Origin of the sequence: Aestuariibius violaceus, assembly GCF_040779325.2 — a bacterium.
In the GTDB taxonomy this organism is placed as follows: Bacteria; Pseudomonadota; Alphaproteobacteria; order Rhodobacterales; family Rhodobacteraceae; genus Aestuariibius; species Aestuariibius violaceus.
The window spans coordinates 24,955-48,994 of record NZ_JBFONT020000003.1; the positions used below are offsets into that span (position 1 = coordinate 24,955).

The 24,040-nt window shown below is 63.1% G+C and carries 28 protein-coding genes; 12 read left to right on the forward strand and 16 right to left on the reverse strand.

The window, feature by feature from the left end; translation table 11 throughout:
• Positions 1-9: 9 nt before the first annotated feature.
• Positions 10-507, forward strand: a complete 498-nt coding sequence (locus AADZ90_RS12060) for a lipocalin family protein (protein ID WP_367310261.1) — start codon at positions 10-12, stop codon at positions 505-507.
• Positions 504-761, forward strand: a complete 258-nt coding sequence (locus AADZ90_RS12065; RefSeq protein WP_367310262.1) for a hypothetical protein — start codon at positions 504-506, stop codon at positions 759-761. The genes AADZ90_RS12060 and AADZ90_RS12065 overlap by 4 nt, the downstream gene beginning before the upstream one ends.
• Here AADZ90_RS12065 and AADZ90_RS12070 read toward each other — a convergent pair whose 3' ends face one another.
• Positions 762-1,622: a helix-turn-helix domain-containing protein gene (locus AADZ90_RS12070; protein ID WP_367310263.1), complete on the reverse strand. Its 861-nt coding sequence runs from the start codon at positions 1,620-1,622 to the stop codon at positions 762-764.
• Positions 1,623-1,799: 177 nt separating this feature from the next.
• Here AADZ90_RS12070 and AADZ90_RS12075 point away from each other — a divergent pair, with 177 nt between their 5' ends.
• Positions 1,800-2,627: a fatty acid desaturase gene (locus tag AADZ90_RS12075; RefSeq protein WP_367310264.1), complete on the forward strand. Its 828-nt coding sequence runs from the start codon at positions 1,800-1,802 to the stop codon at positions 2,625-2,627.
• Here AADZ90_RS12075 and AADZ90_RS12080 read toward each other — a convergent pair.
• Entirely contained in the window at positions 2,566-3,288 is a 723-nt protein-coding gene (locus tag AADZ90_RS12080; RefSeq protein ID WP_367310265.1) for an NUDIX hydrolase, read from the reverse strand. The two genes, AADZ90_RS12075 and AADZ90_RS12080, sit on opposite strands and share 62 nt — an antisense overlap.
• A complete protein-coding gene (locus AADZ90_RS12085) occupies positions 3,285-3,677 on the reverse strand; it encodes a DUF983 domain-containing protein (protein ID WP_367310266.1) in 393 nt (130 codons plus the stop codon). Before AADZ90_RS12085 ends, AADZ90_RS12080 begins: the two co-directional genes overlap by 4 nt.
• A gap of 157 nt (positions 3,678-3,834) precedes the next feature.
• Between AADZ90_RS12085 and AADZ90_RS12090 the strand changes: the two genes are divergently transcribed.
• The 4 genes from AADZ90_RS12090 (at position 3,835) to AADZ90_RS12105 (ending at position 5,748) form a co-directional block, all read left to right on the forward strand.
• Positions 3,835-4,245: an EF-hand domain-containing protein gene (locus AADZ90_RS12090; protein WP_367310267.1), complete on the forward strand. Its 411-nt coding sequence runs from the start codon at positions 3,835-3,837 to the stop codon at positions 4,243-4,245.
• 100 nt (positions 4,246-4,345) lie between these two features.
• Complete coding sequence (locus tag AADZ90_RS12095) at positions 4,346-4,939, forward strand: sigma-70 family RNA polymerase sigma factor (RefSeq protein ID WP_367310268.1); 594 nt, start codon at positions 4,346-4,348, stop codon at positions 4,937-4,939.
• Positions 4,929-5,273: a hypothetical protein gene (locus AADZ90_RS12100; protein WP_367310269.1), complete on the forward strand. Its 345-nt coding sequence runs from the start codon at positions 4,929-4,931 to the stop codon at positions 5,271-5,273. Before AADZ90_RS12095 ends, AADZ90_RS12100 begins: the two co-directional genes overlap by 11 nt.
• A gap of 70 nt (positions 5,274-5,343) precedes the next feature.
• Positions 5,344-5,748, forward strand: a complete 405-nt coding sequence (locus AADZ90_RS12105; RefSeq protein WP_367310270.1) for a periplasmic heavy metal sensor — start codon at positions 5,344-5,346, stop codon at positions 5,746-5,748.
• Between the two features lie 9 nt (positions 5,749-5,757).
• Here AADZ90_RS12105 and AADZ90_RS12110 read toward each other — a convergent pair whose 3' ends face one another.
• Positions 5,758-7,134 (reverse strand): diguanylate cyclase, encoded by a 1,377-nt coding sequence (locus AADZ90_RS12110; protein ID WP_367310271.1) that lies wholly within the window; start codon positions 7,132-7,134, stop codon positions 5,758-5,760.
• An 80-nt stretch (positions 7,135-7,214) separates the two neighbouring features.
• Between AADZ90_RS12110 and AADZ90_RS12115 the strand changes: the two genes are divergently transcribed.
• Positions 7,215-7,493 carry a DUF3572 domain-containing protein gene (locus tag AADZ90_RS12115; protein WP_411997028.1) on the forward strand — a complete coding sequence of 93 codons (279 nt, stop codon included), beginning with the start codon at positions 7,215-7,217 and terminating at the stop codon, positions 7,491-7,493.
• A 121-nt stretch (positions 7,494-7,614) separates the two neighbouring features.
• Positions 7,615-9,174, forward strand: coding sequence for a trimethylamine methyltransferase family protein (locus AADZ90_RS12120; RefSeq protein WP_367310273.1), 1,560 nt, complete (start codon positions 7,615-7,617; stop codon positions 9,172-9,174).
• Here the strand turns inward: AADZ90_RS12120 and AADZ90_RS12125 are convergent.
• The 4 genes from AADZ90_RS12125 to AADZ90_RS12140 form a co-directional block, all read right to left on the reverse strand.
• Positions 9,171-9,572, reverse strand: a complete 402-nt coding sequence (locus tag AADZ90_RS12125; RefSeq protein WP_367310274.1) for a VOC family protein — start codon at positions 9,570-9,572, stop codon at positions 9,171-9,173. The two genes, AADZ90_RS12120 and AADZ90_RS12125, sit on opposite strands and share 4 nt — an antisense overlap.
• Entirely contained in the window at positions 9,569-10,384 is an 816-nt protein-coding gene (locus tag AADZ90_RS12130) for an arginyltransferase (RefSeq protein ID WP_367310275.1), read from the reverse strand. The genes AADZ90_RS12125 and AADZ90_RS12130 overlap by 4 nt, the downstream gene beginning before the upstream one ends.
• A gap of 94 nt (positions 10,385-10,478) precedes the next feature.
• On the reverse strand, positions 10,479-10,928 hold the full coding sequence (locus AADZ90_RS12135; protein ID WP_411997029.1) for an RDD family protein: 450 nt from the start codon (positions 10,926-10,928) through the stop codon (positions 10,479-10,481).
• 65 nt (positions 10,929-10,993) lie between these two features.
• Positions 10,994-11,443, reverse strand: a complete 450-nt coding sequence (locus tag AADZ90_RS12140) for a DUF2852 domain-containing protein (protein ID WP_367310277.1) — start codon at positions 11,441-11,443, stop codon at positions 10,994-10,996.
• 169 nt (positions 11,444-11,612) lie between these two features.
• Here AADZ90_RS12140 and glnE point away from each other — a divergent pair, with 169 nt between their 5' ends.
• Both glnE and AADZ90_RS12150 read left to right on the forward strand, forming a co-directional pair.
• On the forward strand, positions 11,613-14,375 hold the full coding sequence (gene glnE, locus AADZ90_RS12145) for a bifunctional [glutamate--ammonia ligase]-adenylyl-L-tyrosine phosphorylase/[glutamate--ammonia-ligase] adenylyltransferase (protein WP_367310278.1): 2,763 nt from the start codon (positions 11,613-11,615) through the stop codon (positions 14,373-14,375).
• A 32-nt stretch (positions 14,376-14,407) separates the two neighbouring features.
• Positions 14,408-14,677 carry a hypothetical protein gene (locus AADZ90_RS12150; protein WP_367310279.1) on the forward strand — a complete coding sequence of 90 codons (270 nt, stop codon included), beginning with the start codon at positions 14,408-14,410 and terminating at the stop codon, positions 14,675-14,677.
• Here the strand turns inward: AADZ90_RS12150 and eda are convergent.
• The 6 genes from eda to edd form a co-directional block, all read right to left on the reverse strand.
• A complete protein-coding gene (gene eda, locus AADZ90_RS12155) occupies positions 14,661-15,302 on the reverse strand; it encodes a bifunctional 4-hydroxy-2-oxoglutarate aldolase/2-dehydro-3-deoxy-phosphogluconate aldolase (RefSeq protein ID WP_367310280.1) in 642 nt (213 codons plus the stop codon). The two genes, AADZ90_RS12150 and eda, sit on opposite strands and share 17 nt — an antisense overlap.
• A 98-nt stretch (positions 15,303-15,400) precedes the next feature.
• Complete coding sequence (locus tag AADZ90_RS12160; protein WP_367310281.1) at positions 15,401-16,006, reverse strand: pyridoxamine 5'-phosphate oxidase family protein; 606 nt, start codon at positions 16,004-16,006, stop codon at positions 15,401-15,403.
• A 109-nt stretch (positions 16,007-16,115) separates the two neighbouring features.
• Positions 16,116-17,291 carry an ABC transporter substrate-binding protein gene (locus tag AADZ90_RS12165; RefSeq protein WP_367310282.1) on the reverse strand — a complete coding sequence of 392 codons (1,176 nt, stop codon included), beginning with the start codon at positions 17,289-17,291 and terminating at the stop codon, positions 16,116-16,118.
• Between the two features lie 418 nt (positions 17,292-17,709).
• Entirely contained in the window at positions 17,710-18,549 is an 840-nt protein-coding gene (locus tag AADZ90_RS12170) for a glycosyltransferase (RefSeq protein ID WP_367310283.1), read from the reverse strand.
• Positions 18,550-18,736: 187 nt separating this feature from the next.
• Complete coding sequence (locus tag AADZ90_RS12175; protein WP_367310284.1) at positions 18,737-19,336, reverse strand: hypothetical protein; 600 nt, start codon at positions 19,334-19,336, stop codon at positions 18,737-18,739.
• A 53-nt stretch (positions 19,337-19,389) separates the two neighbouring features.
• Positions 19,390-21,192, reverse strand: a complete 1,803-nt coding sequence (gene edd, locus AADZ90_RS12180) for a phosphogluconate dehydratase (protein ID WP_367310285.1) — start codon at positions 21,190-21,192, stop codon at positions 19,390-19,392.
• Positions 21,193-21,332: 140 nt separating this feature from the next.
• On the opposite strand from edd, the gene AADZ90_RS12185 reads away from it, so the two are divergent.
• On the forward strand, positions 21,333-22,310 hold the full coding sequence (locus AADZ90_RS12185; RefSeq protein ID WP_367310286.1) for a threonine dehydratase: 978 nt from the start codon (positions 21,333-21,335) through the stop codon (positions 22,308-22,310).
• Positions 22,311-22,359: 49 nt separating this feature from the next.
• Here the strand turns inward: AADZ90_RS12185 and AADZ90_RS12190 are convergent, their stop codons facing one another.
• Both AADZ90_RS12190 and AADZ90_RS12195 read right to left on the reverse strand, forming a co-directional pair.
• The gene (locus AADZ90_RS12190) at positions 22,360-22,926 is read right to left on the reverse strand and encodes a porin family protein (protein WP_367310287.1); all 567 of its coding nucleotides are present in this window, start codon (positions 22,924-22,926) and stop codon (positions 22,360-22,362) included.
• Between the two features lie 152 nt (positions 22,927-23,078).
• Positions 23,079-24,029, reverse strand: coding sequence for a hypothetical protein (locus tag AADZ90_RS12195; RefSeq protein WP_367310288.1), 951 nt, complete (start codon positions 24,027-24,029; stop codon positions 23,079-23,081).
• Positions 24,030-24,040: the final 11 nt, after the last annotated feature.

The window sequence follows — 24,040 nt, forward strand, 5'->3', positions numbered from 1 at the left end:
GGCCGATCCGTGCGCTTCTTGACCATCGCTTGCCTCCTCTTCCTCGCCGCCTGCGCCCGCTCCCCGGACTCCGCAACCGGGCAGGTGGTGTATCGCGACCAGGCCGCCCCCATCGCCTCTCGCGCAACGGTTGACTGGGCGCGGATGCAGGGTGATTGGATCGTCATCGAAGGCGCCCCGGATGGCATCTTCGGCCTGCCCGGCAACACAATGACCCTCGATCTGCCGCGCCTCATCGTCGAGCGTCCGGACCGCCCGGGCGCGCGCCTCATCGAAGTGGCCATCGACGGCCCCGGACGCCTCTCCCAGGTCCAGGGCGCTGCCCCTCTCTGGATCCTCTGGGTCGATGATGGATACCGCACTGTTGCAATCGGGACGCCAGACGGCAGTTTCGGCTGGATCATGGATCGCGATCCGGCGCCGGCCCGTGATAGGCTCCGCGCGGCACGGGAAGTTCTGGCCTGGTACGGCTACGACCTGACCGCCTTTAGGGGGAGTGGCTTATGAACCGACTAACGGGTTGTTTTCTGCTAATCGCGCTTGGCGCCTGCGACGCGTCGCTGGGCGGTACCGGTGGCGGTGGCGGCGTAGAAGAGCGTCTCGTCCTCGGCGGCCGGATGAGCTTTGAGCAATGCCAGGCCCGCGGCGGCCTCATCATCCGCGACGCGAACACCGCGATGATCGCCTGCGATCCCCGTGTGATCCGTCGCCAGCAGGCCCCCTCGGATACCGAAGAGTTTGGACGCAATCCAACCGGCTGATCAGCTGATCCGGGCCCGCAATTCGTCCAAATAGCCCGGCAGATCACGCGACGGGATCTCCGCCGCGCGAACCAGTCCATCGAAATGGCGCGTGATTGCCTCGACCCGTTCAACATCGCGAAAGGCGAGGTAGTTACGCCCCAGATAGATCACCGCCAGCAGCGGCCCGAAGATCGTGACCGGCGCCGAATAGAGCTTGTGCGCGTCGTAGAAGTAGATGCGCAGCGACGGATAAAGCTGGTCGTGCAGTTCGGTAAACCGGTCGAACTGGGCTGCCCGTATCTCGGGGGACAGGCCCGCGTAGTATCCCTCCGCGCCTGCGAAAGATTCAATATCATGCACCGGCAGCGCGATTTCATAATCTGACCGCGCCCCCCGCATCCAGGTCAGCCGGTCGTTCGATGCGCCGATCGCCTGGTCCGTCGTCCGCCCCAGCGAGGGTGCGTATTCCCAGCGAAGCATATCTTCAGTCTTCAGCATGTCGGGCAGGCCCGCGGGCACGTGGCGGATCTTGTATCCCGCGGCCTCCTTGTGCCACGCAAAGATCCTTTCATCGATCATGGTGCGTGAGGCTTCTGTCATGGCCATGGCCGCTGCCAGAAGATCCGCGGCGAGTTCTGGCCTGTCGGTGAGGCCTAGCAGCCAGTCGGCAGAAACACCTAACGCAACAGCGCATTCGGCAGCGACCTGCACGTTAGGCAAACGTACACTTTCGGGCGCTAGAACCTGCGAAATCGTCGAACGGTCGACGCCTACGTCCCGCGCCAGGGCGCTCTGCGACATGCCGGCGCGCTGCATCGCCTCTCGCAAGCGCGTCCGGAAAACAGTAGCGCGGTCACGTTTGTCGCCTTTTGTCACCATTGCTGCCTATTAGCACATGTGCAGCTTTTTGCGAGCGTAAATCTGGCATTCCTCAACACTGATTAAGACAGTAGGCTGTCAGCAATGTCAAAAACGCCCTGTATCACGCAGAAATTGAATAGAAATTTTGCTTGGCCGACGCTCCTCCTCGCGGTGGCAGTTCATGTCGGATGGGCTATGGCCCTTTTTCTCCCTCAGGGCCTTGCCATCCTGGCCCTCATGGCTCTCATCGCGCTCTATGCGTCGCTGCAGCATGAGGTTCTGCATGGACACCCATTCGAAAGTGCCGGACTGAACGAGGCACTTGTCTGGCCTACCTACACCCTCATCATCCCGTACCGGCGGTTCCGTGACACTCATCTGGCGCACCATCGGGACGAAGCATTGACGGATCCCTACGAAGATCCGGAGTCCAACTATCTCGACCCCGCGAAATGGGCGCGTTTGCCAAGCCCCCTGCGGTGGCTTCTCGAAGTGAACAACACACTCGCTGGCCGGATGCTCTTCGGACCGCTGATCGGAACCGTCGCCTTCCTGTTCTGCGATGTCCGCCGCGCCGTACGGGGGGAGCCGCGCGTGATCGCCGGTTGGCTGTTCCACCTGCCGGCGATGGCCTCGACGCTGGCCATAATCCTGTTGTCGCCGGTTTCGCTAACTGCCTACCTTGTCGCCGTCTACGGTGCTCTTGCGCTCTTGCGTATCCGGACCTTCCTCGAGCACCGCGCTCACGAGCGTGCCTCGGCACGAACCGTCATCATCGAAGATCGCGGATTTCTCGCTTTTCTTTTTCTCAACAACAACTTCCATGTCGTTCATCACATGCACCCCAAAGTGCCATGGTACGATTTACCCGCCCTCTACGAGGCGCGGCGCGATCATTATCTGACTCGCAATCAGGGATACCGCTACGCGTCTTACGCAGATGTCTTCCGGCGCCATTTCGTCAGGTCGAAGGATCCCGTGCCGCACCCGCTCTTCCCGAAAGAGGATCACCGGACCAGCTGAGCGGGGACCGCCCGCCCAGGCGGCTGACCAGGTGCTGTTCGTCATCGTTGCGGAAGAACGGCACGCTGGCGGGAGCATCTGACGACAACAGAAGTGGCGCGATTTCGGCCAGCACGACTTCCGTGATGAAGGGAAGGTCCAGGGCGCGGACCTCTTCAAACGGCACCCATCTCAGATGGCTCAATTCGTCCTCAGCCCGCGAGAAATCGTCAGGATCGCCCGAGATCGCGCTGGCATCGACCAGAAAGAACCGGGCGTCAAAGCGCCTTGGCCGGCCTGCCGGAGTGACGGCGCGAAAGACAAATCGCATGGCCGATGCGTCTGGCAGATGCCCTGTCTCCGCAAACGCAGCCCAATTGGGGGGCGGCGTGTCCGACCATGCCCCGCGGTGGCCTAGGATCAGTCCAGCTTCCTCCCAGAGCTCGCGGATCGCAGCAGCTTGCAGCGCGGCTGCCATCTCTGCCCGGGTCTCTTCCGTCAGTCGCGACCGGCAGGGTTCGGCGATGTCTGTGGCCAGAGGGACCGCGAAGTCTTCCGGATCCACAGCTCCGCCCGGAAAGACGAATTTCGACGGCATGAAGGCCGCCTTCTCGCCCCGCTGCCCCATAAGGATGCGCCCGTCGCGCACAAGGATGAGCGTCGCTGCATCCCGTATGTTCATGCGGTTCCGCCAAATCCGTGCATTCGGCGCGCCCACTGGATCGCGACGACCAGTCCTTTGAGCCGTGGCAGCAGATAAAGCGAGAGCGCCACGCATCCGACCGTGAAAAGCCCGGCCATAACAAGTGGATCCGGTCGGAATTGCACGAAAGCAACGTGCAGGAGCGGGGCCATGAGATGCCCCACGACTAGGATTGTCAGATAGGCCGGGCCGTCATCGGCCCGGTGATGGTAAAGCGCCTCGCCGCAGGACTCGCAGCGGTCGCGCACCTTTAGGTAGCTCGCCATCAGGCCGCCCTCGCCGCAATTCGGACAGCGGCGGCGCAGGCCGCGCCACATTGCTGGTTTCATCGGGCGATCGTCTTCGGGTGAGGAGATGTCTTCTGTCATGAGGGCAAGATGGTCCCTTCGATCGTGCTGCGAAAGTCCAAACCCGACAGCCTAGGCCAAAACGTCCCGGCATTCGCGACGGAAACCCGGACACGTTCCGTGAAAACTTCGACAAGCGGCCAGAACAGGGCCGCGCAGAACAGGAAGGAAGACGACAATGAGATCCCTGATACTGATCGTGGCACTTGGCCTCGGCTACACGCTTGAAGCGTCCGCGCAGGGCGGTCCCGGCGCCGCCTCTTTCGATGCGATCGACGCCGATGGCGACGGCGTTCTAAGCGAGGCTGAGATGCAGCAGTTTAGTGAAATGGCCTTTGAGGAACGTTTCGCTCGTGCTGACGCCGATGGGGATGGCGCGTTGAATGCTGCCGAGATGGAGGCGATGCGCTCTGAACGGACCGACCGCAGAATGCAGCGGATGATGGGCCGTCTTGATCGCAACAACGACGGATTGTTGCAATATGTCGAGCTGTCGCAGATGGCTGGGCGCAACCGCATCTTCGGGCGGCTCGATGCCAATCAGGATGGCGAGGTCAGCCGCGATGAGTTCGAGCGCCGCCGCAACTGATTGGGCCGCCTGTGCAAGGCCGCTCTGGTGGTCTAGCCCTGCGACGCATCGAGGAGGGAGTCCTTGTCGCACACCCGGTCCAATCGCCCGGCACAAGTCCATGGATGAAGCCACCTCGCAATATGGGGCGTCCGACGATGTGCTGCTTGCGGCTTTCGCCAACGGGGATCTCACTGCCGCGCGTCTTCTGACAGATAGGCTGGCGCCCAGAATCCTCGGCCATGCTCGGCGCGCGCTCGGCGATCCGGACGAGGCCGAGGACGTGACTCAGGAGGTGATGATGCGATTGTGGAGAATGGCGCCCGACTGGACGCCTGGCGGTGCGAAAGTCTCGACCTGGACCTATCGGGTCGCTGTAAATCTGTGCATCGATCGCCTGCGAGCCCGTCGTCGGGCGGGGCCTCCGCTGGATGACATCGCCGAACCGGCGGACGAGCGTCCATCCGTCGAAGCGGAGCTACATCGAAAGGCTCGCGCAGCTGCTCTGACTGACGCGCTTGCCCAGCTTCCGGAGCGTCAAGCGCAGGCTGTTCGGCTCAGGCACCTTGAAGGTTTGGGAAATCCTGAGATTGGAGAGATCATGGACATCGGCGTAGCTGCAGTTGAAAGTCTGATAGCGCGTGGAAAGCGTGCGCTTGCGGCGTCACTGTCCGAGCTGCGTCCTCAACTGGGGCTGGAAGACGATGGATCCTAGGGAACTGAGCGAAGCGGAGCTTGAAGCGTTGTTCGACGCCGTGCGTGATGAGGCAGGGGACAATCCATCTGATCTGCCGCCCGGGTTGCGGGCACGGATCCTCGCGGACGCCCACCTCGTCACCGAACGGCGCGCGCTGCCGCTTTGGCGGGTTTGGCTCAAGGCGGTTGGAGGGTGGCCCACGGTCGGGGGTGTTCTGGCTGCAAGCTTGGCTGGCCTCTGGATCGGGGTGATGCCGCCGCCCGTGATCGAGAACTTCGAGGTCAGGCTATTCGGCGAGCCCGAGATTGTGACAGTTTTCGTCGACGCCGAGTTCCTTGGCGAAGAGGTCTAAAGTTATGAGTGACAGTAAGCCTCAACCCCGCACGAGGCGTCTAAGAACCGTCCTTCTGGCGGCGTCTTTGATGATGAACGCGTTGGTCATAGCTCTGGTGATCACCGTTCTGGCGACAGGTGGCCCGCGCGGCCCGTCGGGAGGGCGGATGGAACTAGGTCTTGGCCCGCTGGCCAGTGCGTTCACGGAAGAAGATCGGGTCGCTTTGCGGTCTGAGTTCCTTTCAGAGCCGGGATATTTTCGTCAGATGCGGCAGCGGCGGCGGGAGAACATTCGCGGCCTTGCCGCGGCTTTGCGCGCTGATCCGTTCGAACCCGCCGCGCTTCAGCCACTACTGGAGGACGAGCGTGCGTTTCTCGCCGAGGTTCAGACGCGCGGGCAGTCGATCCTGATTGACCGGATCGTACAGATGGCGCCGGAGGAGCGCGATGCGCTTGCTGACCGTCTTGTTGAGCGAAGGTTTCCTCGACCCTAGCGGCGGTCCTTAAGCATCTGATGTCTCGAACAGGGTCACCTTGTTTCGCCCGTCCGCCTTGGAGCGGTAGAGCGCCTCGTCTGCGCGGCCGACCAGCGCTTCGGATAGGCTGCCGGGTGTGTCGGTCGTCCAGGCCATGGCCACGCCGATACTGGTCGTCATCGGCAGCGAGCCCCCTTCCGGAAGGTCGATCGGACAAGCGGCGATCAGTTTACGCAGGCGCTCGGCCGTCGCGCATGCTTCAACCTGCGAGGCGCCGGGAAGGGCGACGACGAATTCTTCCCCGCCAATCCGCGCAAGCATATCCTCTGGGCGAAGCGCCTTGCGCAGACGGGCGGCGAGCGCGACGAGAACAGCGTCGCCCACCGGATGGCCGTAGCGGTCGTTGATGCGTTTGAAATGGTCGATATCGATCATCATCACGGCATAGTCCCGGCCCAGGCTCCGGGCGTCTTCCGCCATCCGGCTGAGGTGGGACATGGCATAGCGGCGATTGTGGAGGCCGGTCAGCGGATCGGTCAGTGCCGCTTCCAACCCTGTACGCACACCATCGCGCAGGCGATCGCGTTGCGCTTTCCGCCTGGCCTGAGCGTCGACCCGCAAGAGCAGTTCGGTGTCCGTGAAGCCCGCGATCAGAAGGTCGTTCGCGCCTAGGTCGAGTGCCATGGCGGCAAATTCCGGATCGTCGTCGGAAATGCATAGGATCGTCGCAGCGTGCCGGGTGTGGGTCCGGCTTTGCAGCTCTGACAGAAGCCGCAGCGTTGCATGGCGGTCATGTCCGCGCCCGTCGAGCAGGAAGACGTCAATACCGTCTGCCGCAACAGCTTCGGTCAGTGTCATCACGGAAGCACGATAGTACTGGCGTTTATCGACAAGCGTCACTTCCCAGGCCTTCGCGACCCCCGAACGATCGGAGACCAGCGCGACGTGCGAAGGTTGTCGGAAGGTTGTGACTGGTTCGGCAAAACCGAGCGCCCTTTGCGTATCCTCGCGCATCCGTAACTCGGCAGACGCGTCGCGAGCCCGAAGGAGAGAGCGGATACGGGCGAGCAGGAGCGCCTCTTCCACAGGGCGTTCAAGCACCTCATCAACGCCAAGGCGCAGCGCGTCGAGCTTGCGTTGGCATGGACCTGGATCGACGATGCCGACGATCGGGATTTCGGCCATCGCCGGATTGCTTCGGACAAGCTGGCAGAGCGTCAGCCCCTCTCCCTCGGGGAGGTCGAGATTGACCACGATCAGGTCCGGCCTCTGCGACTTGAGTGCCCGCTTTGCCTCCGCCATGTCGAGGCACGGAATGATGTCGTAGAGCGAGGCCGTGAGTTTGACCTTCAGGACGATGCGGTTGGTCGCGATGTCATCAACGACCAGGATCTTTCCTGACATCAGCGATTCCTCAGACTTGCCCCCTAACACCCTTGGCTGCACTCTCGGCTTAAATGGTTAACAAAGTGTTTCGGGGCGGAATGACACCGGCTGCAGCAGAGACGATCGCGCTGGAGGCGCTGGCTTGGATCGTATCAAACGACGACCTTCGCGATGTGTTCATGGGGGCCGGTGGGGTAAGCGAAAGCGATTTGAGACAGCGAATCGGCGATCCTGACTTTCAACTCGCTGTGCTTGATTTTCTTCTCATGGATGACCGCTGGATCACCGCATTCTGCGATGCGCAGGGTCATGCCTACGATGTACCGATGGCAGCACGGCATCACTTACCAGGCGGTGAACAGGTGCACTGGACCTGATCTCGACATCGGGAAACCGTGTTCCTCCGACGTGATTGCCGAAAAGCGACACGATCAGTCGGTTTCCGAACCGCGCTTCTTGCCGGGCCCTGTCTTCCTATTCGCGAAGGGGGAGCAAGTTGTGCCAGACGACAGAGCAAGACGAAGACGGGGCGGTGGGCGCGCAGGTGCGGCGGCGCGTCGCGGGCAGGCGGCGATCTCGCAACGCCCATGGGGGCCGGCGCGTATCACTGATCGACCTGTGGAGCCGCTGGGCGAAGAGGGTGTTGCGGCGATCCATGATGGCGCGATGCGGATCCTTGAAGAGATCGGAATCGAGTTTCTGAATGACGAGGCGCTCGAGCTGTTTCGCAAGGCCGGATGTAAGACTACGGAACGCACCGTCCGCATGGACCGCAACTGGGTCATGGAGATGGTGGGACGGGCGCCGGCGCAGTTCACCATCACACCCCGAAATCCGGATCGGGCCATCACGCTTGGCGACGGACACATTCTGTTCGGCAACGTATCATCGCCGCCAAATTATTGGGATCTGTCACTGGGCCGGAAGGTGCCCGGCACGCGGGCGCAATGCGCGGATCTTCTGAAACTGACGCAGTATTTCAACTGCATCAACTTCGCGGGCGGTTACCCGGTGGAGGCGCAGGACATCCATGCGAGCGTCCGGCATCTGGACATCCTCTTCGACAAGCTGACGCTCTGCGACAAGGTGGTGCATGCCTATTCATTGGGGCCGGAGCGTGTGGACGATGTGATGGAGATGGTGCGCCTCGCCGCGGGGCTGAGCGAGGAAGCCTTCGCCGCCGAGCCGCGGATGTACACCAACATCAACTCGACCTCGCCGCTCAAGCACGATTACCCGATGATCGACGGCTGTCTGCGGATGATCCGCAAAGGGCAGGCGGTCATGGTGACGCCGTTCACACTAGCGGGGGCCATGGCGCCAGTGACTCTTGCCGGGGCGGTGACGCTGTCGATTGCAGAGGCGCTGTCGGCCATTGCTCTTTTTCAATATGTCGCGCCGGGATGCCCTTGCATTATCGGAACGTTCACCTCGAATGTCGACATGCGGTCGGGCGCGCCTGCCTTCGGGACGCCGGAATACATGCGGGCAACGCAGATGACCGGGCAGATGGCGCGCTTCTACGGCTTGCCGATGCGGGCCTCGGGCAGCTGCGCGGCAAATGTACCGGATGCGCAGGCGGCCTGGGAGACGTCGAACGCGCTGTGGTCGGCGGTTCAGTCGGGGGCGAGCGTGGTCTACCATGCGGCTGGCTGGCTGGAAGGAGGGCTGATCGCGAGCCCAGAGAAGTTCGTGATCGATTGCGAGATCATCGAATATATCGGCCGCTATTTCGATGCCGGTCTGACGGCTGCCGGGCCGGATGAAATTGCTGTCGATGCCATTGCCGAGGTCGGCGCCCATGGCCACTTCTTCGGCACGCCGCATACGCAGGAGCGCTACGAGACGGCGTTCCACTCGCCATTCCTGTCGGATTGGCGCAACTTCGAGGCGTGGGAGGCCGATGGCGCGATCTGGACGGCAGAACGGGCCCATGGGGTGTTCCAGAACATCCTGCGGGAGTTCGAGGCGCCGCCGATGGATGCGGCCTGCCGGGAGGCTCTGGCGGACTTCGTTGACCGACGGAAGGCCGAGGGCGGCGCATCGACCGACTTCTAGGCCTCGTCGGTACTCAATTGCAGAAGGTCCCAGCGGTTGCCGAAGGGATCGCGGAAGACGGCAACAGACCCGTAGGGTTCGCGGCGCGGCGCTTCTTCGAACTGCAAACCCTTAGCCCTAAGCGCCTCGTAATCGGCATCGAAATCATCCGTGTGCAGGAAGAACCCGACCCGTCCACCGGTCTGGTTGCCAATCGCCTGCCGTTGGGTTTCGGTCGCGGCGCAGGCAAGGAGAAGGGCGGTCTCGGCGCCCGGCTGGGCGACCATAACCCAGCGCTTACCCTCTTCCTGCGGCTCGTCGGAGAGAAGATCGAAGCCCAGAACGCCGGTATAGAAAGCGATCGCGCTGTCGTAGTCGGGGACGACAAGGGTGACGGCGTGGATGTGGCGCCGGGTCATCCCTTGGCGGGGCGGCTGTCCGGAAGCTGGATGCGGGCGACCTGTTCTGCGATCGGATCGACGGCGAGGGGGTGGGCGTCGGACGCGAAGTTGTCTGGGTCGGTCAGCTCTTCCCAGCGGCCGCCGCGGAAGATCTCGAGCGCACCGAAGCGGCTCTTGTAACCCATCTTGGGCGAGCCTGGTACCCAGTAGCCTAGATAGACGTAAGGCAGACCGGCTTCGCGCGCGATTTCGACGTGATCGAGGATCAGATACGTCCCGAGGGACCGCTTCTCGAGGTCGGGATCGAAGAAGCTGTAGACCATCGACAGGCCATCATCGAGCACGTCAGTAAGCGAGACCCCACTGAGCTTGCGATCCTCCATATACTCGACTACGCGGCTGCGGATCGGGGTTTCCTCGATCATGGCGGCGAATTCGTAGATGTCCATATCCGCCATGCCGCCATCGGAATGGCGGCTGTCGAGATAACTTCGGAAGAGCGCGTATTGATCGTCCGTCGCCCAGGGGGAGTTTACCCGCCGTTCGAGGCCCGCGTTCCGTCGCGCGATTCGCTTCTGGCTTCTCGACGGTTCGAAATCGGCGACGCGAATCCGGGCCGATAGGCAGGCCGTGCATTCCGAACAGGCCGGGCGGTAAAGCACATTCTGAGAGCGACGAAAGCCCTGCTTTGACAACGTATCGTTGAGCTTCTCAGCATTGTCGGTTTGCAGAGCGGTAAACAGCTTACGCTCCATCCGGCCGGCCAGATAGGGGCAGGGCTGAGGGGCGGTGACATAGAATTGCGGCGCTATGGGAAGCGTGTGTCGCATCGCGTCTTTCTTAAAAATCTCAGAAAAACGTTAGCGTGAGCCAATGGAAACGCCAACCCGTCTTAAGGCTCATTGTTAACGAAGCGGACAGGCGTTAGGCGGCCCGATTCAGCATCGCGGTCCCAAGAAAGAGGTCGTGGAGGCCCTGACCGCGCGGGGTGACAAGCATTGCACCGACCGAGATCAGTTGAAGCGGAGCGACAAAAAGGGCGAAGGTATAGGCGCCTGTATGGGCCAGCGCGAGACCCGCAGTCAGGCGATGGCCATCGATATCTCTGAGCTCGATGCCCATCAGTCGCATACCCCACGTCGCCGATTGGTTCGCGATCGTGACCCAGCGGTACAGGAAGCCGAGGACGAGCATCAAGGCGGGAAAGAAGAAGATACCGATGAAGGCGGTGAACGGCAGGACCAGAACTGCAAGCAACGCGATCAGCGCGATGTCGACGAACCAGGCGATCCCACGCTTGATCAGGACCCCGTCATAGAAGGCAGCCTCTCTATCTGGGTCGGGCAGGCGGTCGGTCATCAGGGCGCGGTCCATGTCAGTCATCCGTCAGGTCAGAATAGCAGACGGCCCCGGAGGGCCGTCGTGGCAGGTATCGGTACTTAGGCAGGCTGGCCGTTGGGTGCATCATCCTCGTCATCGAGGGAGGCGCGTTTGGCGCGTTCGTCCATGAACTGATCGAACTCTGCCTTGTCCTTGGCTTCCCGCAGACGCTCGAGAAAGCGTTCGAAGCTCGCCTGTTCTTCTTCGAGGCGGCGCAGCGTTTCGGCGCGATAGGCGTCGAAGGCGCTGTTGCCAGTCGAGGTCATCATCATGCCACGCATGCTGCCGCGGCGGCGGGACGAGCATTTTCCGCTGAACATCTGTTTGCTCCAGATCATGTAGGCAAGGAGGGCGAGGCCAATGGGCCAAAAGAAGATGAAGCCGAGGACCATCGCTGCGATCCAGGCGCCTTTGCCACGGGCATCGAGCCAAGTCTCGGTTCGGGCGAACCAACTAGGCCGACTAAGGGGCCTTTGCTCGTAGGTGTTCATCGACGGGGCAGTTTGCATAGGTGTCTCCATCTGGGCTGGGCGCTATCGTATGTGAATGTCTTTCACATGACCCGATGTGGTGCGTCGTCCTGGTTCGGTCAAGAGGTATGTGAAACTTTTTTACATACGCTGTGGATTGGTGGGCGCCGCCGTTGACCAACAGCGGTCACGGGCGCAGTGTCGGATCATGCCGTTGGCCGATGATCTGACCCGGGCGCCGCGCCCTTTCGATTCAGCGCGGGGGCGCGAGGCGGCGACCCTGTTTCCGGGCGTTGCGCCGGGTGTTGCGGAGCTAATCACCGGCGCCGCAGGGTGCAGCCCCTTCCTGTGCGGTCTGATGCAGAAAGAGCATGACTGGCTTTCCCTTGCGTTCGATGAGCCGAGCGTGCGTTGCGCGGCTGAGATCGGGCGGATCGGCACGGTCGACCTGTCCGATCTGCCGGCGGAGCTGCGCCGCGCCAAGCGGCGGATCGCGCTGATGGTCGCACTCGCCGATCTGGGCGGGGCCTGGGATCTGGACGCGGTGACCGGGATGCTGACCGATTTCGCGGATGCAGCCGTGGGCCGGGCCGTGACATGCCTCGTCGCTGCTGAGGTCGCTCGCGGCAAGCTGCCGGAGGGTGAGGGAGATGCCGGTATGGTCGTCCTTGCCATGGGAAAGATGGGCGCGGCAGAGCTGAACTATTCGTCAGATATCGACCTGATCTGTCTGTTCGACGAGAGCCGCTATGATCCTTCTGAGTACGCGGATATCCGGGCGGCGTTCATCCGGGTAACGCGGAAGCTAACTGCGCTTTTGAGCGACCAGACGGCGGAGGGATATGTCTTTCGCACCGATCTGCGTCTGCGGCCGGATGCCAGCGTAACGCCGGTTTGCCTGTCGATGGAGGCGGCCGAGCGCTATTACGAAAGCGTTGGGCGCACGTGGGAGCGGGCTGCCTATATAAAGGCGCGGCCCTGTGCGGGGGATCTGGCGGCGGGGGACCGGTTTCTGGACGCGTTGCGGCCCTTTGTTTGGCGCAAGCATCTGGATTTCGCGGCGATCGAGGATGCCTATGCGATGCAGGCGCGGATCCGCGGCCACAAGGGGCTCGCCGGGCCTTTGCGGCTGGAGGGGCATGATCTGAAGCTGGGGCGCGGCGGGATCCGCGAGATCGAATTCTTCACCCAGACACGGCAGCTGATTGCCGGTGGGCGCGATCCCGCATTGCGGCAGAGGCGCACGGTCGAGGCGCTGGATGCGCTGGCGGGGGCAGGCTGGGTCGAGGGGAAGACGGCAGAGGCGCTGTCTCGTCACTACCGCGCTCATCGGGAGGTCGAACATCGCCTGCAGATGATCAACGACGCCCAGACCCATGCGCTGCCGAAAGGCGATGAGGGTTTCGCGCGGTTGGCGGCTTTCATGGACCGGGACGAGGCGGATTTGCGGGAGGAGATCCTCGGCCGGATCGAGGCGGTGGAGGGGCTGACGCGGGATCTGTTCGCGCCGGTGCAGCGCCCTGCCGGGGAGGCGGCGGATCTGGATCCGGAGGTGGCCGCGCGATGGCTGACCTATCCCGCTTTGCGGTCGGCGCGCGGCGTGCAGATCTTCGAGCGCTTGCGGCCGCAGATCATGAAAGGGCTTGCACGGGCGGCTCGGCCGGAGGAGGCGCTGACCCAGTTTGATCAGTTCCTGCGCGGGCTGCCCGCGGGCGTGCAGCTGTTCTCTCTCTTCGAGGCGAACCCCCAACTTGTGGATCTGATTGCGGAGATCTGTGCGACCTCGCCCGCGCTCGCCGCGTATCTGTCACGGAATTCCGGAGTTCTGGATGCTGTGATCGGAGGCGATTTCTTTGCCCCTTGGCCCGGCGCAAAGGCGCTGGGGCGGTTGGCCTTCGAAGCGATGGCGAAGGAGGAGGACTACGAGGCGCGGCTAGATGCTTTGCGGCGCTGGATGAAGGAGTGGCGCTTCCGGATCGGCGTACATCACTTGCAGGGGCTGATCGATGCAGAAGAGGCCGGACGGCACTATGCCGAGCTTGCCGAGGCGGTCCTGAGTGCCCTTTTCCCCGTGGTTTGCGATGATCTGGCGCGTCGTCATGGATCGCCGCCCGGGCGGGGGGCGGCGGTCTTGGGGATGGGGTCGCTGGGGGCAGGGCGGCTTCATGCGGTGTCGGACCTTGATTTGCTGGTGATTTACGATGCGCCGGGCGATGCGATCTCGGATGGGCGGAAACCGCTGGATGCGCGGCAGTATTATGCGCGGCTGACCAAGGCTCTGGTGGCGGCGTTGTCGGCGCCGATGGCCGAGGGGCGGCTTTACGAAGTCGATATGCGGCTGAGGCCATCCGGCCGTCAGGGGCCGGTCGCGACGGGCTGGGCGGGCTTTCAGAGCTATCAGCGGGAGGAGGCCTGGACGTGGGAGCATCTGGCGCTGACGCGTGCGCGGCCGGTGGCGGGGAGCGCGGCATTGGGAGCGGAGATCGAGGCGTTTCGCAGGACGCTGATCGCGGAGGTCGGTCAACGCCCCGGGGTGCCCGGCGATCTGGTGGAGATGCGGGCGCGGCTCGCCGAGGCGAAGCCGGGGGCGGCGTGGAACGTCAAGGACGGGGCAGGGCGGCTGCAGGATATCGAGCTTTTTGGTCAGTCTCTCGCGTTACAGGCGGGATCGGATCTACGGCGCATGCGTGAGCAACTTGAGGCAGGCGTGTCGGCGGGGCTGATCAGGACAGAAGATGCCGCGCGGCTTGACGATGTGGAGCGGCTGCTTTGGAAGGTGCGAGCGGTGGCCCGGCTCGTTGCCGAGGGGGCGTTCGATCCGGAGGCTGTCGGCGAAGGGGCATGCAGCTTTCTGCTGCGGGAGACAGGGCTATCCGACATTGCCGCTCTGGCGGAAAACTTAAGAGATGCCACGGCGCTGAGCGCTGCGATCATTGACAGCGCGCTTGCCGGAAAGCGTTCGGTGGGCTAGCTGCCTTCGAGACAGCAACAGGGCAGGATGGGATGACTGAGATCGATCCGAAGGGAGTGATCGCCGAAGCCTACCGGATCGACGGGATCGGGCCGGCAGAGTGCCGGTCCATCTTCCTCGATTGGGCTTTGGCCCTGCCGGAGGGCGCTGACACCCATGCTGCATTGCAGGATCTGGTTGCGCGACATGGTGCGCAGGCGCCGGATCATCCGATGACGGCTGTCTTGAACGCCGGGTTGGAGGTCCCGCCCGATGCGGGCCGGCGCGGTGGTCGGCGCGGGCGGGTTACGACAGGCGGCTGACCGCCTCTGACGCGAGTGTTTCGATGCGTTGCCAATCGTCAGTCTCGACAGCGTCGCGGGGGGCGACCCAGCTGCCGCCAACGCATAACGTATTGGAAAGCCCCAAATAATCCGGTGCGTTGGAGAGGCTGACACCGCCTGTCGGGCAGAAGCGGATCTGCGGGAGGGGAGCGCCGATGGCTTTGAGCGCAGGGGCGCCGCCGGACGCTTCTGCCGGGAAGAACTTCTGCACCGTGTAGCCGCGTTCGAGAAGGTGCATCGCCTCGGTTGCAGTCGCTGCGCCGGGGAGGAGCGGCAGATCGTTCTCTTCCGCCGCGTCTAGAAGGGCATCGGTGGCGCCGGGCGAGACGCCGAAGCGTGCGCCTGCGGCTTTCGCCAGCTCGACATCCTTGGGCGTCAGTAGCGTGCCCGCGCCGACGATGCCGCCCTCAACTTTCGCCATCTCGGCGATCGCGTCGAGCGCGGTCGGGGTGCGCAGCGTCACCTCCAGGGCGGGCAGGCCGCCTTTGACGAGCGCTTCGGCGAGGGGCCGGGCCTTGCTGGCGTCATCGATTACCAACACCGGAACGACCGGCGCGCGGCGGCAAAGTGCTTCAGTTTCGCGGCTTGCGGCCTCTGGCGTCATCGGGCTCTCCCTACGTTATCGTCAGGGGGATAGCGCGGAACGTGCGGCGAGCGCGAGCGGTTTTCCTTGTCGTCGCGGCGGACAATCGGAGGAAAAGGTTACCACATGGTTTTCGCCGCGCGCGCGGGCCATTCTGCGTCGTAACTCGCCCCGCCGACCGCGCCTTCAGTCATAGCGGCGAGGATCTGGCCGGGGGTCGGAAGATCCGGCGCCTCTTGCCAGTTCCAAAGCCCGGCGCGGATCACGGCGCGCGCGCACTGGAAATAGAGTTCGTCGATCTCGATCAGGATCACGCTGCGGGGCGGGCGGCCCTTGATCGTAAAGCCTTCCAGCAACTCGGGGTCGGCCGTGATCCGGCCACGCCCGTTGAGGCGGATGACCGTGGGCGATCCGGTCACCAGAAACATCAGCGAACAGCGCGGATCGCGAACGATGTTGCGCAGAGTATCGATCCGATCGTTGCCGCGCCGGTCGGGCAGGGCGAGCGTCTGGTCGTCCATGATCCGCACGACCGGGCCGTCATCGCCGCGGGGCGAGCAATCGGTACCTTCTGGGCCGACCGTCGTCAGAGCGCAGAAGCGCGAGGCCTCGATCCAGGCGCGGTATTCTGGCGTGACCCTGTTCGCCACCTTAAAGAGGGAGGGTGCCTTGGGCCTGCCATAGAGCGCCTCAAGTGCCTCCATGTTATCGATAATGTTGGTCATGTGCCGTCCTTTCAGCCTCTTTGTGGCATCGGGCAGCAGTGACCGCGACAACAAAAAAGGCGCGCAGGTGTGCTCCTGCGCGCCCCGGTTTCGAAAACCCTGGTGCGGCTTACTGACCGAGATTGGTCTTTCCGTCGACAACGACCGCCTCAAAGCTGCCATTGTCGGTGATGCGGGTCAGGTAGACCGCGTCGGAGCCCTGGTTGTCGCCATCATCATACACGAGTTCGATCCCGCCGAGATCGACACTGCGCAGAGAGTTGAACGAATTCAGGTACTTCTCCCGCGTCAGCTTGGGGCCTGAGTTGCGCAGAGCCTCGACCGCAAGGCGACCGACGAGGTAGCCCTCAAGTGAGACGAAGCCAAGCTCGGCCGCCATGCCGGAGAGGAGGAGCGAGCTCTGGTATTCGGCGATCGCGGGGATCGAAGAGTTGAGCGGGAAGGGCACGACCTGGCTGACGATCACGCCTTCACCTTGCTCGCCAAGCTCGCGCGACAGGGCGTTGGAGCCGACGAAGGAGATGTTGACGAAGACCGGATCCATGCCGCGGGCCTTGGCCTGCTTGATGAATTCGGCGCAGGGCGCATAGGCGCCGACCATTACGACCGCTTCGGGGTTGGCTGCTTCGATCGTGTCGAGCGCTTCGGTAACCTCGAGCGTGTTGCGGGTGTAGGTGCCCTGGGCGGAGAGCTTCATGCCGCGGCGGTCAAGCGCCTTTTCCACGCCGTCGAGGCCGACATAGCCGAAGCCGTCATCCTGATAGAGCATGGCAATGTTGGTCATGCCGAGGGAGTCGACGAGGTACTGCATCCACGCCTCGGTCTCGGCGGCGTAGGTGGCGCGGACGTTGAAGATGTTGCCGTGGCTCGCGTCGCGCAGGAAGCCGGCGCCGGTGAAGGGGCCGATGAACGGGAATTCCGCCTCGGTCGCGATGGGCTGGGTGACCAGCGTGGTGGGCGTGCCGACGGGGCCGATCAGACCGATATACTTATCGCTTTCAATCACTTGGGTGATCTGAGCGATCGATTTGTCGGGCTCGTAGCCGTCATCGAACGATTCCAGGTAGATCTGCCGGCCATGAATGCCGCCATTCCGGTTGGCTTCAGCGAAGGCAGCTTCAAGCCCGGCTTTCATGCCCAGGCCGAGACCCGCGGCCGGGCCTTCGAGGGCGGCGACCTGGGCGAAGGTGACGCTGTCGTCTGTCACGCCTTGTTCTGCAGCGACGCTGCTCGCCAGCAGCAAGGCCGCGGCAGCGGCGGCCAGTTTGGGGAGGGATGCGTGCATGTCTGGGTTCTCCGAATCCGGTTTCGCTTTTCACACGGTATGAGCGGGCAACCGGAAGATTTTGGGGCAGCATCTTGTTTTCGGTCTGACAACGCTGGGGAGAGTTGGGCGGGATTGTCCATGATTGGCCGGATTTCGGCGGATTGCCGCACATCCTAACGGCTTGTGAGGGGTGAGGACGGGGTGTGAGACAGCTTCAGCGCATGAATTTGGGCGAATCGGGCTGTTAACCTTGGAAAATATGGGCGGCGCGGCGTGTCGGCATATGGTCGGCGTTTGGTCGGCATTCTGTCGGACATGAAACGCCCGCCAGGGCCGGTTTAACGGTGCGGGCGATGGATGGGCGCGCAACGGGCGGCGACAATTATGGCCATTTCGATCTTTGTGTCTTTTTTGGGGACGATCCCACCGGCCGGGCTCAGGGGGCCAGGAGGCCGCGCAGGTCGTTGAAATCGACCTGCGCGAGGAAGGGGAAATGTTCGTCCATAATCTGGGTGAACGCCTTTGCGTCGATGCGGGTGTGGCCGGGTTTGCCTTCGTCCGGGTCGATACGGCTGGCGTCGTGGCCGTCATATTTGAGCGCGAGGGAGCCGAAGCCTTTCAGGTCGGTGATGCCGGTGAAACGCCGTTGCAGCCGGAAATGGCCGAAGTCGAAGATCGTCTTGCCGCGCGGCGGGCGGAGGGCGGCGCCGGCGCTGTGGTAGGGGCGGTTGAGGTCATAATAGCCCACCGGTTCCCCTTCGTAGAGCGACAGGACGAGGCCGCGGGCGCGGGAATAGGTGATCGGCTGGAGCCCGGCCATGCGGTTCATCATGTGGCGCAGGCGTTCGATGTAGTCGGGGGAGAGGCAATCGTCGTCGTCGATGCGGAACTGGACGGGACGCTCGCCGTAGATCTCTTCTAGGTGGGAGATGTGGGGGCGGATGGCGTCGCTGACGCTTTCGGCGTCGGAGATCAGGAGGTCGACTTGGGGGAGGGGCGCGCAGAGGTCTTGCAGCCGGGCGCACATCGGTGCGGGCAGGTCAGGGGAGGTGAGGACGAGGAAGGCGAAGTTGGGGTCGGTCTGGGCCTTCAGCGAGTTCAGGAGCAAGTGTTCGAACGTCCAGAACCGCGGCTCCATCCGTGTGGGCTGGTAGAGGGTACGGGCGAGTTCAGCGCGGATTTCGGCCTCGGAGCGATCCTTGGCGCCCCAGATCCGCCAGTCGCAGCGGCCGAGGAAAGAGAAGCGGCAGATGCCGAGGAGGGGAGGGTGCGTCATGGGGCCGGGGCGTGGTGTCGGTTCCGGGGAGGCGACGCGATTTGGGGGCGGTTTGCAAGGGGGGGTGTGGGGCGGTGGGTAAACCGTTGCGAGGGCGAAGGACCACTCTCCGTACGGTTGTTTGGATGGGTGATGGGTGAAATCACCCATCCTACGCTTGCTACGTTTGCCGCGACTGCGGAGAGGGTCAGGGAAGGCGTCTCCAAGTTGCAATGTCGTAGGTAAGTGAGGCCGACCTGCCGCCTAAGTTGGCTGTTATCATCGCTTCTGCCAAGGCTAGTGCGGATGGCCCTTTTTCGGTTTGAGAGACGACGACCACTTTGCCCGGTCCGGGGGCAATAACAGGAACGATCCCTTCGGTTGGGAATAGTCCGGGAACTTCATTTGGGATGATGCGGGAAAAGTCGACCCTTAGACGGCTTCTGCTTTGGAGGACGTATTGTCCGCCATCCGTGAAATCAGCTCTCGAAAATAGGGCGTACCGTCCTTTGTATTCAAGCATCAAAGCCTTTGGTGGGCCTGAGTAGTAACGCGATGCCACTGTCAGAAAAGAATAAAGATGGGTGCGAAGCTGCGACTGTCTTGAGGCTTCGCAGGATTTGCCACCTTCAGTATAGCAGAAGTTCAGCGTGTCTCCGGTGAAGTCCGAGGGTAAAAAGACAAGTAAATATGTTTGCGTTTGATCAATTGGGAACTCGTTTTTCGACGCCGGAGACGAAGTCGGCTCTCGAAAGGCAGTGCAACCAACGATCAGTAAAGCTAGTAGGACAGCATTCATAATCTTCATGTTCATCTCCTTGAAGGGAAATGAACACTATCTATGAACAATGTTCAAGTCAGTTAAACTACCAAACTCCCTCCCGTGCTCGCCATCCCGCAGTTCTTGCGGAAGGCCTTGAACAACTCCCGGCCGACGCCGTTGCCGTTGCCGGTGAGGTCGGGCGTGGCGGGGGCGCGGCCCGAGAGGTCGGCCAGCGTCTCGATCGTGCCGGTTGTCGCGTCGAGGCGGACGATGTCTCCGTCCTGGAGGTAGGCGAGGGGGCCGTCATCGGCCGCTTCGGGGCAGACATGGATGGCCGACGGCACCTTGCCGGAGGCACCCGACATGCGCCCGTCGGTGACGAGGGCGACCTTGAGGCCACGGTCCTGCAGGACCGCCAGCACGGGCGTCAGGGCGTGCAGTTCCGGCATCCCGTTGGATTTGGGCCCTTGGAAGCGGACGACGATGATCGTGTCGGACGTGATCTCTCCGTTCTGGAAGGCTTTCTTGACGTCGTGCTGGTCATGGAAGATGCGGGCCGGCGCTTCGATGATATGGCGTGAGGGGTCGACAGCGGAGGTCTTGATGACGCCGCGGCCGAGATTGCCCTTCAGCTGGGTGAGCCCGCCATGGGGCGAGAAGGGATCGGAGGCGGGGCGGAGGATCTTGTCGTTCTGGCTCTCGGTGGGACCGGGGCCGTAGGTCAGGCGGTCGCCGTCGAGCTTGGGTTCCTGCGTGTAGAGGTCGAGGCCGTCACCGGCGGCGGTGCGGACGTCCTCGTGCAGGAGGCCCGCCTTGAGGAGGTTGCCGATCATGTAGGCGAGCCCGCCCGCGGCGTGGAAGTGGTTCACGTCGGCGAGCCCGTTTGGATAGACCTTGGCCATGAGGGGGACGGCCTCGGAGAGGTCGGAGAAGTCCTCGAGATCGAGCAGGATGCCTGCCGCACGGGCCATGGCGGGCAGGTGGATGACGAGGTTGGTGGAGCCGCCGGTGGCCATCAGGCCGACGAGGCCGTTCACGATCGCCTTTTCATCCAGGATCTCGCTGACCGGCGTGTAGGCGTTGCCGAGTGCGGTGATCTCGGCCGCGCGTTCGGTGGCGGCGCGGGTCAGCGCGTCGCGCAGGGGCGTGCCGGGGTTCACGAAGCTGGCGCCGGGCAGGTGGAGGCCCATGAACTCCATCAGCATCTGGTTGGTGTTGGCGGTGCCGTAGAAGGTGCAGGTGCCCGGCCCGTGGTAAGAGGCCATCTCGGCCTCCATCAGCTTGTCGCGCCCGATTTCGCCAGAGGCGAATTGCTGGCGGACCTTGGCCTTTTCGTCGTTCGGCAGGCCGGAGGTCATGGGCCCGGCGGGGACGAAGAGGCCGGGGATGTAGCCGAACGTGGCGGCGGCGATGACGAGGCCCGGGACGATCTTGTCGCAGACGCCCAGATAGAGCGCGGCGTCGAAGGTGTTGTGCGAGAGGCCGACGCCAGCGGCCAGCGCGATGACGTCGCGGGAAAAGAGGGACAGCTCCATGCCGGTCTGGCCCTGGGTGACGCCGTCGCACATGGCGGGCACGCCGCCTGCGACCTGGGCCGTGGCGCCAGCGGAGCGGGCGGCGTCCTTGATGAGGTCCGGGAAGGTGGCGAAGGGCTGGTGGGCCGAGAGCATGTCGTTATAGGCGGTGATGATGCCGATATTCGGGCTCTTTTCGTCGGTGAGCTTGCCCTTGTCGTCGCCCATGGCGGCATAGGCATGGGCCTGGTTGCCGCAGGACAGGTGGGCGCGGCGGGGGCCTTCCTCGGCCGCGCGTGCCATGTTGGCGAGGTAGGTGGACCGGGTCTGGTGGCTGCGTTCGCGGATGCGGTCGGTGACGCGGGCGATGGTGTCGTCGAGGGGCATTGGGGGCTCCCGGCTGTGCGGTTCAGTTTCTTTTACCACCGGGTGTTTGCGCTAACAACGGGGCGCGGTGTCGCGTCGCCCGGGTGGTTTCACTTGGGACCGGGATATGGGATGGCTTTGCGCATGACGGGAGACGCTTCATGATCCGATTGACATCCGATGACCTCGAAAAAGCGGCTGCACTCGTCTACGGGCAGATGCAGCCGACGCCGCAATACGCCTGGCCTCTGTTGGCCGAGGCTGTGGGGGCCGAGGTCTGGGTCAAGCACGAGAACCACACGCCGACCGGTGCCTTCAAGGTACGCGGCGGGATCACTTTCATCGACTGGATGCGGCGTGCGCATCCGGAGATGCGCGGGGTCTGTACGGCGACGCGGGGGAACCATGGGCAGAGCATCGCGCGGGCGGCCAATGCGGCGGGGCTGACGGCGAAGATCTATGTGCCGCGCGGCAATTCGGTCGAGAAGAACGCGGCGATGCGTGCCTTCGGCGGCGAGTTGATCGAGTTCGGCGCGGATTTCGACGAGGCGCGGGAGGAGGCGTTTCGGGTGGCCGAGGCAGAGGGGCTGATGATCGTGCCGCCGTTCCATTCCGAACTGGTGCGCGGGGTCGCGACCTATGGCTATGAATTGATGAGCGCGGTGGCGGAGCTCGACGCGATCTATGTGCCGATCGGCTGCGGATCCGGGATCTGCAGCACGATCCTTGCGCGCGATGCGCTTGGGCTGAAGACGCAGATCATCGGTGTCTGCTCGACCGAGGCGCAGACGACGAAGCTGTCGGTCGAGGCGGGCCGTCCAGTGGAGACCGGAAGCGCGACGACGTTTGCCGACGGGATGGCGGTACGGGTTCCGGTGCCGGAGGCGCTGGAGATCTATTCCAAGGGGGCCGAGCGGATCGTGACGGTGAGCGACGACGAGGTCGCCGAGGCGATCCGGCTTTATTACACCGCGACCCATAACATCGCCGAGGGAGCGGGCGCGGCGCCGCTGGCCGCGTTGCTTCAGGAGAAGGAGAAGATGCGGGGCAAATGCGTGGGCGTAATCCTCTGCGGCGGGAATATCGACACGGGCTGGTTCCTGGAGGTCATGGCGGGCCGGACGCCGGTTCCCGCATAGAAAAAGGGAGCCTGTCGGCTCCCTTTCGTATCTGCCTGGTTCGGCGGTATCAGAACCTGCGGAAGATGCCTACTTTGACGGTCGAACCTTCAGCCTCGGCGTCGAGCCCGTCATCGTCGAACTCGATCTCGAAGGCGTTGACCTCACCACGGACGGACGTGTTCGGAGCGAAGAAATACTCAGTGCCGATGCCAAGCGAGGTGCCGTTGTAGCTTTCGCTATCGCTTTCGCCAAAAAACTCGGCCTCGTATTCGATGCTGATTGCACTGAGCTTGCCATAGAGGAGGAAATCCGGCGAAATAGCCGTGCCGATGATGAAGCTGATGCCGAATTTGCTCTCTTCCTCAAAGCTTGGATCCCCGGCAACATCACTGTCGAAATCGGCGTCGACATCCGACAGGGCGAAGTCGAGCTCGACTGCGCCGTAGAGACGGCCGCGCGTTGCGCCGACACCAGCGACAAGGCCGTATTCGGTGCCTTCGAAGTCGACATCGGTGTCGTCGTATTCGGTGTAGCCGATCGTCGCACCGATATAAGGGCCGGTGGGGATGTCTTGCGCCGAAACAAGCGCGGGTACGCTAACAAGAACCGTGGTCAGGATGGCAAAGCGTGTCATCTCTTTTTGTTCCTGTGCTCGATTGTCGATGGCCGCAACCTATAGTGGGCGTGCTGAACCGGATACGGGCATCACTCCGACTATTTGGAGCTGTGCCCGGAATGAGACAATCTGGATTGTGTTCCGGCGGGTTACCGCCATCTGTTCAGGTCTCAAAGCCCCGATTGCTGACGGCTTTTCCGCATCGCGCGAAGGTCTTCGGCGCTCATCCGGTCCACCTGCCGTTCTTCCGCGAGCGTGTGGTCCTCGATGGTGGCAATCTTTCGGAACGCGGTCACGCCGGCCGCTGCTTGCAGGCAGAAAAACCACAGGAGCAGCAGCAGCGATATCGCACCGACGGCATAGCCTTCGGTGGCGAACGGTACGTCGAAGAAACTGCCCGTTTGCCTGTTCTGGAAGGCGTCCCAGAATTGCCTGATCTCATCGTCGAGACCGATGACCTGGAGAACTTGATTTCCAGCGATGCCGATCAGGACGGGCGACAGAAACGAGATGAGGCAGATGATGAAGACCGGGATGAAGCCGCCGCCAACCTTCCAGAGGAAGGGATAGCTGCGCCCGTGCATTCCTGCGCCGACGGCCGAGGCCGTCATCGGGACGAGAAGCGCCGCGCGGACGATGCTTGCTGCCACGAAGATGAGAAAGGGTGCCGCGAAGAGGGGCACGATCGTGCTGACATCCTCGAAAGCGGTCTCTGGCACGGTTTCGGCTTCCGATAGGAAATCCTGGAGCTCGGACACGCCGTAGGGGGACAGCACGGCAACGGCGAAAACGACGATGGCGCTGAGGATCATGACGGCCAGCATCTCGATGAAGCCGTAGCCGAGGGCCGGAAGGAAGAGGTCACGATAGGTGCCGTTGACCTCCTCCCCCTTCGCGCTGGCGCCAAGGCGGAGGGCGATCAGGAGAGGGATCGCGTTGGCGATGAGGATCAACATCGCGATGACGATGACGGCCAGTGGAAGGGAGACGAGGCTCAGCACGAAGCCAATGCCGATCGCGGCAACGAAGAACGCGATGAAGAGAAGGCCGATCAGCGGCACGACGATCAGGAACCGCCAGTAGATCGAAAAGGACAGGGCGAAGGTGCGGAGGAAAAACATCTCAAGCCTAT

Coding starts and splice junctions, on each gene's coding strand:
- AADZ90_RS12065 (WP_367310262.1), top strand. CDS start 504: ATGAACCGACTAACGGGTTGTTTTCTGCTAATCGCGCTTGGCGCCTGC.
- AADZ90_RS12070 (WP_367310263.1), bottom strand. CDS start 1,622: ATGGTGACAAAAGGCGACAAACGTGACCGCGCTACTGTTTTCCGGACG.
- AADZ90_RS12075 (WP_367310264.1), top strand. CDS start 1,800: ATGGCCCTTTTTCTCCCTCAGGGCCTTGCCATCCTGGCCCTCATGGCT.
- AADZ90_RS12080 (WP_367310265.1), bottom strand. CDS start 3,288: ATGAACATACGGGATGCAGCGACGCTCATCCTTGTGCGCGACGGGCGC.
- AADZ90_RS12085 (WP_367310266.1), bottom strand. CDS start 3,677: ATGACAGAAGACATCTCCTCACCCGAAGACGATCGCCCGATGAAACCA.
- AADZ90_RS12090 (WP_367310267.1), top strand. CDS start 3,835: ATGAGATCCCTGATACTGATCGTGGCACTTGGCCTCGGCTACACGCTT.
- AADZ90_RS12095 (WP_367310268.1), top strand. CDS start 4,346: ATGGATGAAGCCACCTCGCAATATGGGGCGTCCGACGATGTGCTGCTT.
- AADZ90_RS12100 (WP_367310269.1), top strand. CDS start 4,929: ATGGATCCTAGGGAACTGAGCGAAGCGGAGCTTGAAGCGTTGTTCGAC.
- AADZ90_RS12105 (WP_367310270.1), top strand. CDS start 5,344: ATGATGAACGCGTTGGTCATAGCTCTGGTGATCACCGTTCTGGCGACA.
- AADZ90_RS12110 (WP_367310271.1), bottom strand. CDS start 7,134: ATGTCAGGAAAGATCCTGGTCGTTGATGACATCGCGACCAACCGCATC.
- AADZ90_RS12115 (WP_411997028.1), top strand. CDS start 7,215: ATGACACCGGCTGCAGCAGAGACGATCGCGCTGGAGGCGCTGGCTTGG.
- AADZ90_RS12125 (WP_367310274.1), bottom strand. CDS start 9,572: ATGACCCGGCGCCACATCCACGCCGTCACCCTTGTCGTCCCCGACTAC.
- AADZ90_RS12130 (WP_367310275.1), bottom strand. CDS start 10,384: ATGCGACACACGCTTCCCATAGCGCCGCAATTCTATGTCACCGCCCCT.
- AADZ90_RS12135 (WP_411997029.1), bottom strand. CDS start 10,928: ATGGACCGCGCCCTGATGACCGACCGCCTGCCCGACCCAGATAGAGAG.
- AADZ90_RS12140 (WP_367310277.1), bottom strand. CDS start 11,443: ATGCAAACTGCCCCGTCGATGAACACCTACGAGCAAAGGCCCCTTAGT.
- glnE (WP_367310278.1), top strand. CDS start 11,613: ATGCCGTTGGCCGATGATCTGACCCGGGCGCCGCGCCCTTTCGATTCA.
- AADZ90_RS12150 (WP_367310279.1), top strand. CDS start 14,408: ATGACTGAGATCGATCCGAAGGGAGTGATCGCCGAAGCCTACCGGATC.
- eda (WP_367310280.1), bottom strand. CDS start 15,302: ATGACGCCAGAGGCCGCAAGCCGCGAAACTGAAGCACTTTGCCGCCGC.
- AADZ90_RS12160 (WP_367310281.1), bottom strand. CDS start 16,006: ATGACCAACATTATCGATAACATGGAGGCACTTGAGGCGCTCTATGGC.
- AADZ90_RS12165 (WP_367310282.1), bottom strand. CDS start 17,291: ATGCACGCATCCCTCCCCAAACTGGCCGCCGCTGCCGCGGCCTTGCTG.
- AADZ90_RS12170 (WP_367310283.1), bottom strand. CDS start 18,549: ATGACGCACCCTCCCCTCCTCGGCATCTGCCGCTTCTCTTTCCTCGGC.
- AADZ90_RS12175 (WP_367310284.1), bottom strand. CDS start 19,336: ATGAAGATTATGAATGCTGTCCTACTAGCTTTACTGATCGTTGGTTGC.
- edd (WP_367310285.1), bottom strand. CDS start 21,192: ATGCCCCTCGACGACACCATCGCCCGCGTCACCGACCGCATCCGCGAA.
- AADZ90_RS12185 (WP_367310286.1), top strand. CDS start 21,333: ATGATCCGATTGACATCCGATGACCTCGAAAAAGCGGCTGCACTCGTC.
- AADZ90_RS12190 (WP_367310287.1), bottom strand. CDS start 22,926: ATGACACGCTTTGCCATCCTGACCACGGTTCTTGTTAGCGTACCCGCG.
- AADZ90_RS12195 (WP_367310288.1), bottom strand. CDS start 24,029: ATGTTTTTCCTCCGCACCTTCGCCCTGTCCTTTTCGATCTACTGGCGG.